This window comes from Actinomadura sp. NPDC000600, assembly GCF_040492135.1.
Classification (GTDB): Bacteria; Actinomycetota; Actinomycetes; order Streptosporangiales; family Streptosporangiaceae; genus Spirillospora.
Window position 1 is genome coordinate 25,855 of sequence record NZ_JBEUPD010000027.1, and the last position, 14,989, is coordinate 40,843.

Sequence of the window (14,989 nt, forward strand, 5' to 3'; positions counted from 1 at the left end):
GCGCCGGGGCCCGCCGCCCCGCGACGATCCTGCGGTGACCGATCTGGACGTGGAGGCGGACCGGCGCGAGGCTGCGCCGAAACGCCAAATGATCTTCCTGCTGGCCGCGTCGCTGGGCGCGCTCACCGGCTTCTACCTGCTGGTCCCCGTCGTCCCGCTGTACACGGCGACGGGCGGTTCGGGCGACACGGGAGCGGGGCTGTCGACCGGCGTGATGATGGCCGCCACGGTGCTGATGGAACTCGCCGTACCGGCCGTCCTGAGCCGCTGCGGCTACCGGATGGGCATGGCGCTGGGTCTGCTCCTGCTCGGTGTGCCGTCGGCCCTGCTGGCGGTGTCGCCCGCGCTGCCGCTGGTGCTGGCCGCGTGCGCGGCACGCGGGGCGGGGCTCGGGATCGTCGTGGTGGCCGGTCCTGCGCTGGTCGCCGAACTGGTACCGGGCCGTCGGCGCGGTCATGCGCTGGGCGTGTACGGCGTCGCCGTCGGGATCCCCGCCGTCGTGGCCCTGCCGCTGGGCCTGTGGCTGAGCGCGCACGTCGGCTACGGGTTCGTGTTCACCGCCGGGGCCGTCGTCTCGCTCGGCACGCTGGCCGCGGCGGCCGGCCTGCCCTCCGCGCGGGGACCGGCCGAGCAGCACAGGGGGGTCCTCGGCGGACTCCGCACCGGCGGACTCCGCCGCCCCACGGTGATCTTCGCGGCCGTCACGCTGGTGGCGGGGATCCTGCTGACCTTCCTGCCCCTCGCCGTGCCGGCCGATGCGCGAAGCACGGCCGCGCTGGCGCTGCTGGCGCAGGCCGCGGCCATGCCGCTCGCCCGCTGGCTCGCGGGCCGGTACGGCGACGGCCGCGACCCGGGGCGCCTGCTCGTCCCCGCGGTGCTGGCGGCCGCCCTCGGCGGCGCCGGACTCGTCCGGCCGGACAACCCGTGGCTGCTGGTGGCGAGCGCGGCGGTCTTCGGAGCCGGGTTCGGAGCAGCCCAGAACGTCACCTTGACCCTGATGTTCCAGCGCACGTCCAGGTCGAGGTTCGGCCAGGTCAGCGCGCTGTGGAACCTCGCCTACGACGGCGGCATGGGGGTCGGCGCCGTCGGCTTCGGCCTGGTGGCCGGACCGGTGGGGTACCCGGCGGGGTTCCTGCTGGCCGCCGCAGTCCTGTTCATCGCGCTCGTCCCCGCCTGGACCGACCGGAGGAGAACCCAGTGACCGACCATCTTCGACAGGCCGTGCGCCGGAACATGCCCGGTGTGCTGGCCGACCTGAACGACCTGGTGCGCATTCCCTCGGTGAGCGCCGACCCGGGCGCCGCGCCGGAGCTGGCCCGCAGCGCGGAACTGACGGCCGGCCTCTTCGAGGCGGCCGGCGCGCAACGCACCGAGATCGTGGACCACGCGGGGACCGGACGTCCTGCGGTGCTCGCCCATTTCCCGCCACCCGCGGACAGGCCCACCGTCCTGCTCTACGCGCACCACGACGTTCAGCCCGCCGGCGACCCCTCCGCGTGGACGAGCCCGCCCTTCGAGCCCCGGGTGGCCGGCGGACGGCTGTACGGCCGTGGAACCGCCGACGACAAGGCCGGGATCGCCGCGCATCTGGCGGCGATCCGGGCCCACGGCGGTCGGCCTCCGGTGGGGGTCACGGTCCTCGTCGAGGGCGAGGAGGAGATCGGCTCTCCGACGCTGGGCGAGCTGCTCGACCGCGAACGCGACGCCCTCGCCGCGGACGCCGTCGTGCTGGCCGACTCGGAGAACTTCGCGGTGGGCGTCCCGGCGTTCACCACGACGCTGCGCGGGTTGGCCGCCTGCGTCGTCGAGGTGCGGGCCCTCGAGCAGGAAGTGCACTCGGGTACCTACGGCGGCGCCGCTCCCGACGCGTTGACCGCGCTCTGCCGGCTGCTCGCCACCCTCCACGACGACCGCGGCGATGTGGCGGTGCGCGGCCTCACCACCGCCCGGCGGCCGGAGGTCGAGTACCCCGAAGAGCGGTTCCGCGCGGAAGCCGCCGTACTGGACGGCGTCCCGCTGCTCGGCACCGGCGGCGTCGCCGACCGGATATGGGCCAGGCCGGCGGCGACCGTGCTGGCGATCGACGCTCCGGCGGTCGCCGGCGCGTCCAACGCCCTGGCCCCGACCGCCCGGGCCAAGGTGAGCCTCCGCCTCGCGCCGGGGGACGACGCGTACCGGGCGCGGGCCGCGCTGGCGCGTCACCTCCGCGACCACGCGCCCTGGGGCGTGAAAGTGGACATCACCGAGGCCGACCTCGCGCAGCCGCACGTCGTCGAACCGCACGGCCCCGTCTTCGACGCCGCGCGCCGCGCCTACCGCGCCGCCTACGGCCGCGATGTCGTCGACATCGGCGGCGGCGGCGCGATCCCCCTCGTGGCGGAGTTCGCCGCGGCCTATCCCGAGGCTGCGATCCTGGTGACGAGCCCCGGCGGCGACCCCGCCTGCCGAGCGCACAGTACCGACGAGAGCCTGCACCTCGCCGACTTCGAACACGCCTGCCTGGCCGAGGCGCTCCTGCTCAACGAACTCTCAATGCTGCCGCCGTGAACCGGCCATGACGCGACGAGGGAAAGGCCGCCCGACCCTTCACGCACGGCGACCGGAGCCTCCCGCATCGGGGCCCCAGGTGGCCCTGAGAAAAGCACCGCGAGCCACGAGCAACGTGCATGAAGTGTCCCGCCAGATGGAGTTCCCGACGGTGACCTCAAAGCCCAGCCCGCACCGCAGGGGGCGTGGGGGACGGAGTCCCCCACATCGGGGGTCTGGGGGTCGCCCCCCAGGAAAGCATTGCGGGCCACCGGGAAGGCGCAGCTGCGCCGACCATGATGGACCGACTCGGGGGTCTGGGGGTCGCCCCCCAGGAAAGCATTGCGGGCCACCGGGAAGGCGCAGCTGCGCCGACCATGATGGCCCGACTCGGGAGTCTGGGGGTCGCCCCCCGGGAAGGCATTGCGAGCCTCGGCGAAGGCGAGCGAAGCTCGCCGAGCATGCCGACCCGCTGGTGGGCGATACTGGGATTGAACCAGTGGCCTCTACCGTGTCAAGGTAGCGCTCTCCCACTGAGCTAATCGCCCTTGTCCGTGACCTCCGGGGAGGTACGGGGTTGAGGTGGAGACGGGATTTGAACCCGTGTACACGGCTTTGCAGGCCGTTGCCTCGCCTCTCGGCCACTCCACCAGAAGGAGACCTTCTGGGTCATAGCCTGAAAGGCCCCTCAGAGCGGAAGACGGGATTTGAACCCGCGACCCTCACCTTGGCAAGGTGATGCTCTACCCCTGAGCCACTTCCGCTTGCGCCCTGCGGCGACGGGGAAAAGATTAGCGCGTCCGGGACGGTTCCGCGAACCGGTTTCCCGCGGGGCGGTGGGCGGACGCTTCGACGCTGGTCGAAGGGCGGGTCGCCTAGGCTCGGTGCATGGGCTCGGAACAGGTCGTGAGTGTGGACTTCGCGCCGATCGCGGCTCTGCTGGCCGACCGGGCGCGGGCCGCGATGCTGACGGCGCTGCTGGACGGGCGTCCGCTGGCGGCGGGGGAGCTGGCGAGGACGGCCGGGGTGAGCGCCCAGACGGCGAGCGCGCATCTGTCGCGGCTGCTGGACGGCGGGTTCGTGACGGTCGTGAAGCAGGGGCGCCACCGGTACTACCGGCTGCGCGGGAGCGAGGTCGCGCAGGTGATCGAGGCGCTGTCGCGGATCAGCCCGCCGGTGCGGGTGAACAGCCTGCGGCAGTCGCGGGACGCGCGGCGCCTGCACGAGGCGCGGACGTGCTACGACCATCTCGCCGGCATCGCCGGGGTGACGCTGTTCGCTGCGCTGGTGGACGGCGGTCTGCTCGAGGCGGCGGACGGCGACGCCTACGAGGTGACGGAGAAGGGCGAGGAGCGGCTGCAGGGCCTGGGCCTGGATCTGGAGGAGCTGCGGAGGACGCGGCGCAGGTTCGCATGGCAATGCCTCGACTGGACGGAGCGGCGGCCGCACCTGAACGGGGCGCTGGGCGCGGCGCTGACCACCCGGATGATCGAGCTCGGCTGGTTCGAGCGGGGAAGCACGCGGCGGGCGCTGGTCGTGACCGACGCCGGGCTGGCGGGCCTGGCCGACTCGTTCGGGTGCGTGCTGGGGTGAGCTTCGCCTATGCCGGGGGGATGCTGGCCACCGGTCTCGCCGATGTGACCTCCGACCTGGGGGCGCTGGATTCGCGCGGCTGGTGGGCGGTCGTGGTGACCTACGAGGGCAAGGCCACGTGCGCCCGGTTCGAGTCGGTGAGGCCCGCGCCGCATCCGGAGGGGGCGTGGGCCGCGCCGGGGGAGTGGACGAGTTCCCTGGACGAGGCCGCATACGTCGCGGGCGTCGAGCGCATCCGCGCCGCGATCGCGGACGGTGTGGTCTACCAGGCGAACCTCTGCCGCGTGCTGTCCGCGGAGCTGCCCGCCGGGGCCGACATCGCCGGGCTGGGGGAGAGGCTCGCCAAGCGGCATCCGGCGCCCCACGCGATGACGCTGAAGATCCCGGGCCTGGAGGTCGCCTCCGCGTCGCCCGAGCTGTACCTGCGGCGGGACGGCGAGGTGGTCGAGTCCCGTCCGATCAAGGGGACGGGGCGGACGGCGGACGACCTCCTGCCCAAGGACCGCGCCGAGAACGTCATGATCGTCGACCTGGTCCGCAACGACCTCGGACGGGTCGCGGAGACGGGCTCGGTGAGCGTGCCGGAGCTGTGCGCGCTGGAGGAGCATCCGGGGCTCGTCCACCTGGTGTCGTCCGTCCGGGCGCGGCTCGCGGGGGGCGGCTGGCCGGAGCTGGTCGCCGCGACGTTTCCTCCCGGTTCGGTGACCGGCGCCCCGAAGTCGAGCGCGCTGGGGCTGCTGGAAGAGCTCGAACCCGTCCCCCGGGGGCCGTACTGTGGGGCCATCGGCTGGGTGGACGCGGACTCCCGGCGCGGCGCCCTCGCCGTGGGCATCCGGACCTTCTGGGCGGAGGACGGCCTCCTGCGGTTCGGTACCGGCGCCGGCATCACCTGGGGGTCCGACCCACACCGCGAGTGGCGCGAGACCGAGCTGAAGGCGGCTCGGCTTTTGGAGGTGGCGGCAGGTGACGGAGCGGGCCAGGATCTGGCTGAACGGGGAACTGCTCGACCCTGAGCGGGCGACGGTGTCGGTCTTCGACCACGGCATGCTCGTCGGGGACGGGATCTTCGAGACCGTGAAGGCGGCGCACGGGGAGCCGTTCGCGCTGACCCGGCATCTGCGCAGGCTGGCCCGTTCGGCGGCCGGCCTGGGCCTGCCCGAGCCCGACCACGACGCGCTCGCGCAGGGCACCCTGGAGGTGCTCGCCGCCGCCCCGAAGTGGCCGCTGGCCCGCATCCGCATCACCTACACCAGCGGCCCTGGCCCGCTCGGCTCCGCGCGCGGCGACGTGGGCCCGACGGTGTCGATCATCGTCGGCCCGCAGGACCCGTTCCCGCCGACGACCGACGTGACGGTCGTGCCGTGGCCGCGCAACGAGCGGGGCGCGCTGGCGGGCCTCAAGACCACGTCCTACGCGGAGAACGCCTTGGCGCTCTCCTACGCCCAGGAGCGCGGCGGCGGTGAGGCGATCTTCGGCAACCTCGCCGGGAACCTGTGCGAGGGGACGGGGAGCAACATCTTCGTCGTGTTCGGCGGGCGGCTCGTGACGCCGCCGCTGTCGTCCGGCTGCCTGGCCGGGGTGACGCGCGCGCTGACGCTGGAGTGGTGCGGCGGCGAGGAGGAGGACGTCGCGCTGGAGGACCTGTACCGGGCGGACGAGGCGTTCCTGACGTCCACGACCCGGGACGTCCAGCCGATCCGGGCCGTGGACGGAACGGTGCTCCCGGCGGCCCCCGGCCCCATCACCGCGAAGGCCATGGAGGCGTTCGCGGCCCGCTCCGCCGAGCTGATGGACCCCTGAACCAAGAAAACGATCTCCGGAGTCTTTACGTGATCGAATTCTTCGGTCACGTTATGTGGTGACGCTTGTAGGAGGTCACCCATGGTCTTCTCCAGTAGGGACTTCTCCAGGAGGCGGATCGGCGCGGCGGCCGCGCTCGTGCTGGCGGGCGCGGCGCTCGCCGGGTGCGGCGGCGGATCCTCGGCGGACCCGGACCGCGGCAAGGACGCCAAGAGCTTCTCCCTGACGATCACCCGCAACGCCATCGAGGGCGGCAAGAACACCGAAGAGGCCGAGTGGATCACCAGGACGGTGATCCCGAAGTTCGTCGCGGCGCAGAAGGCCAAGGGCGTCACCGCGAAGGTGACGTTCCGCGGGCAGGGCGTCGACGACGAGGCGTACAAGACGAAGCTGGCGCTCGACCTGAAGTCGCGCTCGGGTGCCGACATCATGGACATCGACGGCATCTGGGTGGGCGAGTTCGCCCAGGCCGGCTACCTGCTGCCGCTCAAGAAGGCGGTCGGGGCCCCCGCCGACGCGTGGGACGGCTGGTCGAAGATCCCTGGATCGGTCCAACGGCTGGCGATGTTCGACGGCGAGCGCTACGGCGTCCCGCCCGCGACCGACGGCCGGGTCATCTTCTTCAACAAGGAGCTGTTCGGGCAGGCGGGGCTGCCCGCCGACTGGCAGCCGAAGAGCTGGCAGGACGTCCTCGCGGCCGGGCGCGCCCTGAAGAGGCTCCCCGGCGTGACGCCGATCCAGCTGAACGCGGGCACCGCGATGGGCGAGGCCACCAGCATGCAGGGGGCGCTCCCGCTGCTGGCCGGAGCCGGCGCCGAGATCTACGCGGACGGCAAGTGGACGGGCGGCGGCGAGGCGCTCAAGCAGGTCCTCGGCCTGTACGCGCAGGTCTACGGCCGCGAGGGCCTCGGCGACCCCAAGCTCCAGCAGGAGGCCAAGGGGCGCGACAAGTCGTTCGAGGAGTTCGCCGCGGGCAAGATCGGGATTCTGTTCGAGGGCGACTACTTCTGGCGGGACGTCCTCAACCCGAAGACCGGCGTCGCGAAGATGAAGACGCGCGACCAGGACGTCGGCTACGCGCTCATCCCCGCGCTCTCCCCGGGGCGGGGCCTGCGCGGGCAGTCGTTCGTGAGCATGTCGGGCGGCGCGGTGACCGTCCTCAACCCCAACACCAAGTACCCGCAGCAGGCGTTCGAGTTGCTGGCCTTCATGAACTCCCCGGAGATGGTCAAGGCGCGGACGGCCGGCACTCCCGAGATCACGTCCAGGACGGACGTGAACAAGGAGATCCTCGCGGGCGACCCGTTCCTGACGTTCGTGTCGGAGAAGGTCCTGCCCGTCACGTCCTACCGTCCGGGGCTCTCGGCCTATCCGCAGGTGTCGACGGCCTTGCAGGAGGCCACCGCGAGCGTGGTGTCGGGCAAGAGCCCGGACCAGGCGGCCGCCGAGTACACCAAGAAGCTGGAGGGGATCGTCGGTGGCGCCGCCCACGTCACCCCGCGCTGACGCCCCGCCCGCGGCCGCGCCGTCCACCGGGGACGACGCGGCCGGGCTGGGCCGGGGGCGCGCCGCCGCCTTCGTCGCGCCCGCGCTGGTCCTCGTCGCGGTGTTCCTGGTGTTCCCCGCGCTCTGGACGCTCTACCTGGGCACGACCGACTACCGGCTCACCGGCATCGCCGCCAGCGAGCCGCGGTTCGTCGGGGCGGGCAACTACCGGGACGTGCTCGGCGACGGGGACTTCCACCGGTCGCTGTGGCTGACGCTCCAGTTCGTCCTCGGGTCGGCGGTGATCGGGCAGACCGTGCTCGGCTTCGCGATCGCGTGGGTGATGCGCGACCGGTCCGGCCCGGTCAGGCGCCTGGTGGAGGGGCTGGTGCTGCTGGCCTGGATCCTGCCGTCCTCGGTCATCGCGTTCCTGTGGATCGCGCTGCTCGACCGCGACGGCGGCACGCTCAACGCCGTGCTCGGCACGCCGGGCACGGCGTGGCTGCTCGACCATCCGATGGCGTGCATCGTGGTCTTCAACGTGTGGCGCGGGACCGCGTTCTCGATGATGCTCTACGGCGCGGCGATCGGGAACGTTCCACCGTCCCATCTGGAGACGGCGCGGCTCGCGGGCGCCTCCACGTGGCAGACGCTCCGCGACGCGGTGCTCCCGCGCATCAGGGGGCACGTGCTGACGAGCCTGCTGCTGGTCAGCCTGTGGACGTTCAACGACTTCACCCCCTTCCTGATCACCGCCGGCGGCCCGGACGGGCGCTCGGAGATCATGTCGGTGTACGTGTACCGGACGGCGCTCGGCGACGGCCGGCTCGGCTTCGGCGCCGCCATCTCGCTGGTCATGATCCTGGTCAACCTGGTGATCGCGCTGCTCTACCTGCGGGCGCTGCGCGACCGCGCCCGCAAGGGGGAGGCCCGTTCGGCGGCGGGGGCGGCCGCGTGAACGACACCGTCCGCGAGCTGCTGCGCCGCATCGGCCTGGCCGTGTTCGTCTCGGCCGTCCTCGGGTTCTTCGCGCTGCCGCTGCTCTGGCTCGCCTTCGCGCCGTTCGACGCGAACCCGGGCATCGCGGCGTCGCTGCCCGAGTTCACCCTGCACAACTTCCGGGTCCTGATGGACAACCCGTACGCGCTCGCCTCGCTGCGCAACTCGGTGCTGCTGGCCGCCGGGACGGCCGCGCTCGTCGTCACGACCGCGTCGCTGGCCGCCTACGCGCTGAGCCGGGTCCGGGTGCCCGGCCGGGACCTGCTGCTCTACGTCCTGCTCCTGCTGTCGTCGATCATCACCGGGACGGCCGCGATGGTGCCGGTCTTCCTGCTCGCCTTCAACCTGCACCTGATCGACTCGCGGCTCGGCGTGGTCCTGGTGCTGACCGGCGGGCTGCTGCCGGCGGCGATCTTCCTGCTGAAGGACTTCACCGACGCCACGCCCACGTCCTACGAGGAGGCCGCGCGGGTGTTCGGGGCCTCGCCGCTTCAGGTCCTGCGGCACGTGGTCGTCCCGGTGATCCGGCCCGGCCTGGCCACCGTGGCGGTCTGGACGGTCGCGCAGGTGTGGGGCGACTTCCTCATGCCGTTCCTGCTGCTGCGCAATCCGGACAAGGCCCCCGCCTCGGTGATCATGTACACGTTCTACACCGAGGGCGGCCAGCCGGACCTGCCGCTGATCTCCACGTTCTCGCTGCTGTACTCCCTGCCGGTCGTGCTCATGTACCTGTTCGTCAGCCGCCGGTACGGCTTCCGCTTCCACGGAGGGATCAAGCGCTGATGGCGTCCATCACCATTCGGGAGCTGGCGAAGGTCTATCCGGGCGGCGTCCGGGCCCTGGACGCGCTCGACCTGGACGTCGGGACGGGCGAGTTCTTCGCGCTGCTGGGCCCGTCCGGCTGCGGGAAGACGACGCTGCTGCGCACGATCGCCGGGCTGGAGGCGGCCACGGGCGGGACGATCAGCCTCGACGAGAAGGACGTGACGCGGCTCCAGCCGGGCCGGCGCGACGTCGGCATGGTGTTCCAGGACTACGCGCTGTTCCCGCACATGACCGTCATGGACAACATCGCCTACCCGCTGCGCGTCAGGAAGCAGAGCCGCGCCGTCCGGTACAAGCGCGCGGCCGAGGCCGTCCGGGAGCTCGGTCTCACGGGGATGGAGGGGCGGCGCCCCGGGGAGCTGTCGGGCGGCCAGCAGCAGCGGGTCGCGCTCGCCCGCGCGGTGGTGGCCGACCCGCGGGTCCTCCTGCTGGACGAGCCGCTGTCCAACCTGGACGCGCGGCTCCGCCTGGAGGCCCGCACCTTCCTGAAGAGGTTCCAGCAGCGCGTCGCGGTCACGACGGTGTTCGTCACGCACGACCAGGCGGAGGCCCTGGCGCTCGCCGACCGGATCGCGGTCATGGAGTCGGGTCGGATCCGGCAGATCGGGACGCCCGCGGAGGTGTTCCGGCGCCCGGCGAACCTGTTCGTGGCCTCGTTCATAGGCTCGACCCCCATGAACCTGCTGCCCGGCAAGGTCCGGGGCGGGGCGGTCGCGGTCGGCGGCGTCGAGCTGCCCGTCCCGGAGGAGGCGCGCGGCCTCGTGCTGGACGGGCAGGAGGTCGTGTGCGGGGTACGTCCCGAGTACATGGATTTCAGTACCGAGCCGGTGGACGGGGCGTTCGGCGGGAGGGTCTCGGTCGTGGAGAACCTCGGCGGGGCCTCCCTCGTGACCCTGGACGTCGGCGGCGAAACGGTGCGGGCCGTGGTGGGCGAGGACTTCGAGGCCCACTTCCACGCGGAGGGATGGGCGCTGCCGCGTCCGGGCCGCGTCCTGCTCTACCGCGACGGCGAGCTGGTGACCGGCGGAGGCGGCGAGGCCGGGCCGGCGGCGAAGCCCTTGGCCGGGGAGGGGAGGCGTGGATGACCGTGCACAGCGGGCGGTGGACCTTGGAAGACCGTCTGGAGCAGGGCCTGCGCGAACTCCCCTTCGAGGTGCCGCCGGGCACCGCGTCGGTCACGGTCGGGCTCTCCTTCGACGGCGGGGTGATCGACCTGGGCTGCCACGGGCCGGACGGGTTCCGCGGCTGGTCCGGCGGGGCGCGCCGCCGGTTCACGATCGCGGCCGACCGGGCGACGCCCGGATACCTCCCCGGTGAGCTCGAACCCGGCGTCTGGCACGTCTGGCTCGGGCTGCACCGCATCCCGCCCGACGGCGTCCCGTACGAGGTCACCGTCACCACCTCGGGATCGATCCCAGACCGTCCGGACCATCCAGCGCCCCCACGACCGGAACGGCCGCCACGCCGGGAGCTCCCCGCCCCGCACGGGATGCGGTGGCTCGCCGGCGACCTGCACTCGCACACCGTCCACAGCGACGGCACGCTCACCGTCCCCGAGCTGGCCTGCCTCGCCGCCTCCCGCGGCCTCGACTTCCTCGCCGTGACCGACCACAACACCGTCAGCCACCATCCCGAGCTGCCCGCCGCCGGGGCGCACGCCGGGATCCTGCTGCTGCCCGGCCAGGAGGTCACCACCGACCTCGGCCACGCGAACGTCTTCGGCGGCACCGGCTGGATCGACTTCCGGAGGCCGAGCGCCGACTGGGCCGCCACCGCCGCCGCGCGCGGCGGCCTCATGTCCGTCAACCACCCGCTGAGCGGCGACTGCGCCTGGCGCCGCCCGCTGCCCGCCGGGCACCGTCCGCGCTTCGCCGAGATCTGGCACTCGTCCTGGTGGGACCGCCGCTGGGGCGCCCCGCTGGCCTGGGCGGACGTGTGGCGGCCCGAGGGCGTCGTCCCCCTGGGCGGCAGCGACTTCCACGACCCGGCGCAGGAGAAGACCCTCGGCGAGCCCGTCACCTGGGTCCTCGCCGAGGGGGAGGACGTGATGGGCGGGCTCGCCGCCGGGCGGACGTCGGTGTCCGCCGGGCCGGACGCGCCGGTCCTGCTGCGGCTCGGCGACGAGCTCGCCGCCATCGGCGCGGACGGGACCGTGCTGGTCCGGCCGGACGGGCGGCGGGCCGCCGTCCGGGGCGACCGCGTCCGGATGCCCGCGGACACGGCGGGCATGCACCGCCTGGAGACCCACGAGAACGAGGTGATCGCACTGTGCGGGTAGAACGCCGGGCCGAGGACTCCGAGATCGTCGTCGTGCCGCACACCCACTGGGACCGCGAGTGGTACCTGCCGTTCCAGCGCTTCCGGCTCCGCCTGGTGTCGCTGCTGGACGGCGTCATCGACGGCATGGAGGCCGATCCCCGCTGGCACTTCACGCTGGACGGGCAGATGGCCGCCGTCGACGACTACCTGGAGATCCGTCCCGAGCGGCGGGACCGGGTGGCCGCGCTCGTCCGGGAGGGCCGGCTCGCCGTCGGTCCCTGGCAGATCCTGCACGACGAGTTCCTGTGCTCGGGGGAGAACATCGTCCGGAACCTGGAGCTCGGGCTGCGCCGCGCGGAGGAGCTGGGCGCCGCCATGATGGTCGGCTACCTGCCCGACCAGTTCGGGCACTGCGCGCAGACGCCGCAGATCCTCAGGCTCGCGGGGATCGAGCACGCCTGCGTGTGGCGCGGCGTCCCGGACCGCGTCCGCACCCGCGCGTTCGCCTGGGAGGCGCCGGACGGGACCGCGATCCGCACCCAGTACCTCCCCGAGGGCGGCTACGGCAACGCCGCGTCGATGTTCGAGGAGTTCGAGGACGGCGCGTCGCTGCTGACCGGCCGCGTCGCCGGGTTCGCCGAGTCGATGGGCCGCTGGTACCCGGGCGGCGGCGCCCTGCTGGCCATGTACGGGGCCGACCACACCGCGCCCGCCGCCGACCTCGCCGACCGGGTCGCCTCGGCCGGGCTCGCGATGCGCCTCGACACCCTCGCCGGGTACTTCGCGGGGGAGGACACGTCCGTGGACGGCCTGCCGCGCGTGCGGGGCGAGTTGCGCTCCCACGCGCGCGCCAACATCCTGCCCGGCGTGCTGTCGGCCCGCGTCCGGCTCAAGCAGCTGATGGGACGCGCCGAGCGGCTTGTGGAGCGGTACGCCGAGCCGCTGACCGCGCTCTGGTACACCGGCGACGCGCAGCGCTTCCTCGACCTGGCGTGGCGGAACCTCATCGAGGTGAGCTGCCACGACTCGGTCACCGGCTGCGGCAGCGACGAGACCGCCGAGCAGGTCGCGGCGCGCATGGCCGAGGCCGAGCAGCTCGGCCGCGCGGTCTGCGACCTCGTCACCGCCGAACGCGCCGGGAAGGTGCCGCTCGGTTCGCACCTGGTGTTCAACCCGACCCCCGCCACGCGGACCGGCCTCGTCACCCTGGACATCCCCTGCGAAGGGGAGCCCGGGCTGGAGACGGGGGACGGGCGGCCGGTCCCCGTCCAGACGCTCGACACCGCCCCCACCGTGCTGGACGACGCCGTCCACCTGGCCTCCGAGCTGCCCGTCCTGCTGGAGCGGGTGTACGGGCGGGTGCTGTTCGGGCAGGAGATCCGCGACTGGTCGGTGTCCCGGGAGGAGCGCACCCTCACCTTCCATGTGACGGCCCGCGCCGACGTCCCGTTCGACATCGGCGAGGTGCGGGAGGCGCTGCGCGGCGCGGACGGCGACTGGCGCGTGCGGATCCTGGCCGACCCGCGCCGCACCGTCGCCGCGCTTGTGGAGGTGCCGGCCCTCGGACTGACCGCCGTCCGGCCCGCCGCCCCGGGCGGGGCCCCGGAAGCGCCGGTGAGGGCCGAGGGGAGCGTCCTGGACAACGGGCTGCTGCGCGCCGACGTCCGCGACGACGGCACGCTCCAGCTGCGCACCCCGTCCGGCCACGTCGTCGAGGGGGTCGGCCGCATCGTGGACGGCGGCGATCTGGGCGACTCCTACAACTACGCGCCGCCCGCCGAGGACCGGATCGTCGGCGATCCCCGGACGGTGGACGTCCGGCCCGTGTGGGAGGGGCCGCTCGTCGCCGCGCTCGACATCGTCCGGACCTACCGGTGGCCCGCCTCCGGCGACGTCCCCGGCGACGCCCGGTCCACCGCCGAGGAGGACGTGACCGTCACCACCCGCGCCGAACTGCGCGCCGGGGAGCCCTTCCTGCGGCTGCGCGTCACGTTCGACAACCGGTGCGACGACCATCGCGTCCGGCTCCACATGTCGCTGCCGCGCCAGGCCGGCTCGTCCTTCGCCGAGGGCCAGTTCGCGATCCTCGAGCGGGGGCTCACCGCCGAGGGCGGCTTCGGGGAGCGCCCCGTGCCGACGTTCCCAGCGTCCGGCTTCGTCGCCGCGGGCGGCCTCGCCGTCCTGCTGGAGCACGCCACCGAGTACGAGGTCCTCGGCGGGCGGGAGATGGCGCTCACGCTGCTGCGCTCGATCGGCTACCTGTCGCGCGACCGCAACGCCTACCGCGACCAGCCCGCCGGGCCGCAGCTCCCGACGCCGCAGGCCCAGTGCCGGGGCGAGCGCACGGTCGGCCTCGCGGTCATGCCCTACTCCGGCGAAGCGCCAGGAACCGAGGTACTCCAGGCGGCCGAGGCATACCGCCACGACCTGCTCACCGCCGCCGGTTACGGACGGGCCGCCACGCCTCTCCCGGCCTCCCGGGAGGGCGTCTCGATCACGGGCGACGGCGTGGCCATGACCTCCATGCGCCTCCGCGACGGCTGGATCGAGACCCGGATGGTCGCCCAGTGCGCCCACCCCACCACCGCCGTCCTGCGGGGCGACCTCGTCGAGGCGACCCGCGTCGACCTGCGCGGACGCCCCGGCATCCCGCTCGACGTCCACGAGGGGACGGTCGCGCTGGCGCTGCGGCCCTGGGAGATCGCGACCGTCCGGCTCAGGAGGTCCTAGCGTGCGGCCTCCAGGGGATGCGCTGCCTCCGCCGCCATCGCCGCCCCCACGATCCCCGCGTTGTTCACCAGCCGCGCCGGGACGATCTCCGCCCGGACGCCCTCGATCAGCGGGATGAAGTGCTCGGACCTCTTGCTCACCCCGCCGCCCACGATGATCAGCGACGGGGAGATCAGCGCCTCCAGGTGCCGCATGTACACGCTGAGCCGCTTCGCCCACTTCTTCCAGCCGAGGCCCTGCTCGTCCCGCGCCTTCGCCGACGCGCGGATCTCCGCGTCCTCCCCGTCGATCTGGAGGTGCCCGAACTCGGTGTTGGGGACGAGGACCCCGTCGGTGAACAGCGCGCTGCCGATGCCCGTCCCCAGCGTGAGCACGACGACCGTGCCGTGCCGGCCGCGTCCCGCGCCGAGCCGCATCTCCGCGATCCCGGCCGCGTCCGCGTCGTTGAGCAGCGTGATCTCGCGCCCGGTGGCGTCCGCGATCAGCGCCCGCGCCTCCAGCCCGAGCCAGCGCTTGGACACGTTCGCCGCCGACATCGTCACGCCGTCGATCACCACGCCGGGATAGGTGACCCCGACGGGCCCCTCCCATCCGAAGTGGTCCACGACCTCCGCGAGCACCTTCGCGACCGCCTTGGGCCTGGACGGCCGCGGCGTGTCCACCCGGAACCGCTCCCGCGTGAACGAGCCGTCCGACAGGTCGACCGCGGCCCCCTTGATCCCCGAGCCGCCGATGTCGATCCCCAGCATCTCCCTCGCCATGCCCCCACTCT

General features: G+C 73.4%; 12 protein-coding genes and 3 tRNA genes. 11 read left to right on the plus strand and 4 right to left on the minus strand.

Annotation, left to right across the window (positions count from 1 at the left end; genetic code table 11):
• Positions 1 to 34: 34 nt before the first annotated feature.
• Both ABWI07_RS31110 and ABWI07_RS31115 read left to right on the plus strand, forming a co-directional pair.
• Complete coding sequence (locus ABWI07_RS31110) at positions 35 to 1,201, plus strand: MFS transporter (RefSeq protein ID WP_353820713.1); 1,167 nt, start codon at positions 35 to 37, stop codon at positions 1,199 to 1,201.
• Entirely contained in the window at positions 1,198 to 2,547 is a 1,350-nt protein-coding gene (locus ABWI07_RS31115; protein ID WP_353820715.1) for a M20/M25/M40 family metallo-hydrolase, read from the plus strand. The genes ABWI07_RS31110 and ABWI07_RS31115 overlap by 4 nt, the downstream gene beginning before the upstream one ends.
• A 452-nt stretch (positions 2,548 to 2,999) precedes the next feature.
• On the opposite strand, the gene ABWI07_RS31120 is transcribed toward ABWI07_RS31115, so the two are convergent.
• The 3 genes from ABWI07_RS31120 to ABWI07_RS31130 form a co-directional block, all read right to left on the minus strand.
• Positions 3,000 to 3,074 (minus strand) — tRNA-Val (locus ABWI07_RS31120).
• Positions 3,075 to 3,106: 32 nt separating this feature from the next.
• A tRNA-Cys gene (locus ABWI07_RS31125) sits at positions 3,107 to 3,177 on the minus strand.
• A gap of 41 nt (positions 3,178 to 3,218) precedes the next feature.
• Positions 3,219 to 3,290, minus strand: a tRNA-Gly gene (locus ABWI07_RS31130).
• Positions 3,291 to 3,414: 124 nt separating this feature from the next.
• On the opposite strand from ABWI07_RS31130, the gene ABWI07_RS31135 reads away from it, so the two are divergent.
• From ABWI07_RS31135 to ABWI07_RS31175, 9 genes are all read left to right on the plus strand, one after another.
• Complete coding sequence (locus ABWI07_RS31135) at positions 3,415 to 4,119, plus strand: ArsR/SmtB family transcription factor (protein ID WP_353820717.1); 705 nt, start codon at positions 3,415 to 3,417, stop codon at positions 4,117 to 4,119.
• Positions 4,116 to 5,132, plus strand: a complete 1,017-nt coding sequence (locus tag ABWI07_RS31140; protein WP_353820718.1) for a chorismate-binding protein — start codon at positions 4,116 to 4,118, stop codon at positions 5,130 to 5,132. Before ABWI07_RS31135 ends, ABWI07_RS31140 begins: the two co-directional genes overlap by 4 nt.
• Complete coding sequence (locus ABWI07_RS31145; protein WP_235037254.1) at positions 5,083 to 5,919, plus strand: aminotransferase class IV; 837 nt, start codon at positions 5,083 to 5,085, stop codon at positions 5,917 to 5,919. The genes ABWI07_RS31140 and ABWI07_RS31145 overlap by 50 nt, the downstream gene beginning before the upstream one ends.
• An 81-nt stretch (positions 5,920 to 6,000) precedes the next feature.
• Positions 6,001 to 7,425 (plus strand): extracellular solute-binding protein, encoded by a 1,425-nt coding sequence (locus tag ABWI07_RS31150; protein ID WP_149263285.1) that lies wholly within the window; start codon positions 6,001 to 6,003, stop codon positions 7,423 to 7,425.
• Entirely contained in the window at positions 7,397 to 8,362 is a 966-nt protein-coding gene (locus ABWI07_RS31155; RefSeq protein WP_353820719.1) for a carbohydrate ABC transporter permease, read from the plus strand. The genes ABWI07_RS31150 and ABWI07_RS31155 overlap by 29 nt, the downstream gene beginning before the upstream one ends.
• Positions 8,359 to 9,186 carry a carbohydrate ABC transporter permease gene (locus ABWI07_RS31160; RefSeq protein WP_141584916.1) on the plus strand — a complete coding sequence of 276 codons (828 nt, stop codon included), beginning with the start codon at positions 8,359 to 8,361 and terminating at the stop codon, positions 9,184 to 9,186. The genes ABWI07_RS31155 and ABWI07_RS31160 overlap by 4 nt, the downstream gene beginning before the upstream one ends.
• Positions 9,186 to 10,313, plus strand: a complete 1,128-nt coding sequence (locus ABWI07_RS31165) for an ABC transporter ATP-binding protein (RefSeq protein WP_353820720.1) — start codon at positions 9,186 to 9,188, stop codon at positions 10,311 to 10,313. Before ABWI07_RS31160 ends, ABWI07_RS31165 begins: the two co-directional genes overlap by 1 nt.
• A complete protein-coding gene (locus ABWI07_RS31170) occupies positions 10,310 to 11,506 on the plus strand; it encodes a CehA/McbA family metallohydrolase (RefSeq protein WP_353820721.1) in 1,197 nt (398 codons plus the stop codon). Before ABWI07_RS31165 ends, ABWI07_RS31170 begins: the two co-directional genes overlap by 4 nt.
• Positions 11,497 to 14,217, plus strand: coding sequence for a glycoside hydrolase family 38 N-terminal domain-containing protein (locus ABWI07_RS31175; RefSeq protein WP_353820722.1), 2,721 nt, complete (start codon positions 11,497 to 11,499; stop codon positions 14,215 to 14,217). The genes ABWI07_RS31170 and ABWI07_RS31175 overlap by 10 nt, the downstream gene beginning before the upstream one ends.
• Here the strand turns inward: ABWI07_RS31175 and ppgK are convergent.
• Entirely contained in the window at positions 14,214 to 14,978 is a 765-nt protein-coding gene (ppgK, locus tag ABWI07_RS31180; RefSeq protein ID WP_149263290.1) for a polyphosphate--glucose phosphotransferase, read from the minus strand. The two genes, ABWI07_RS31175 and ppgK, sit on opposite strands and share 4 nt — an antisense overlap.
• Positions 14,979 to 14,989: the final 11 nt, after the last annotated feature.

Bases quoted from the DNA above. Each gene is read 5' to 3' on its own strand.
- ABWI07_RS31170 (WP_353820721.1), top strand. From the start codon at position 10,310: ATGACCGTGCACAGCGGGCGGTGGACCTTGGAAGACCGTCTGGAGCAG.
- ABWI07_RS31135 (WP_353820717.1), top strand. From the start codon at position 3,415: ATGGGCTCGGAACAGGTCGTGAGTGTGGACTTCGCGCCGATCGCGGCT.
- ppgK (WP_149263290.1), bottom strand. From the start codon at position 14,978: ATGGCGAGGGAGATGCTGGGGATCGACATCGGCGGCTCGGGGATCAAG.
- ABWI07_RS31150 (WP_149263285.1), top strand. From the start codon at position 6,001: ATGGTCTTCTCCAGTAGGGACTTCTCCAGGAGGCGGATCGGCGCGGCG.
- ABWI07_RS31165 (WP_353820720.1), top strand. From the start codon at position 9,186: ATGGCGTCCATCACCATTCGGGAGCTGGCGAAGGTCTATCCGGGCGGC.